The 268-nt window shown below is 55.6% G+C and carries 1 rRNA gene; it reads left to right on the top strand.

Annotated features, from left to right (window positions below):
• Positions 1-268: ribosomal RNA gene (locus QSK52_RS39265) — 16S ribosomal RNA — on the top strand; the annotation flags it as partial.

The raw sequence follows: 268 nt of genomic DNA on the forward strand, positions 1-268 counted from the left end.
CCTGGGGAGTACGGCCGCAAGGCTAAAACTCAAAGGAATTGACGGGGGCCCGCACAAGCAGCGGAGCATGTGGCTTAATTCGACGCAACGCGAAGAACCTTACCAAGGCTTGACATACACCGGAAACTGGTAGAGATATCAGCCCCCTTGTGGTCGGTGTACAGGTGGTGCATGGTTGTCGTCAGCTCGTGTCGTGAGATGTTGGGTTAAGTCCCGCAACGAGCGCAACCCTTGTTCTGTGTTGCCAGCGAGTAATGTCGGGGACTCA

Origin of the sequence: Kitasatospora phosalacinea (genome assembly GCF_030268885.1) — a bacterium.
Taxonomy (GTDB): Bacteria; Actinomycetota; Actinomycetes; order Streptomycetales; family Streptomycetaceae; genus Kitasatospora; species Kitasatospora phosalacinea_C.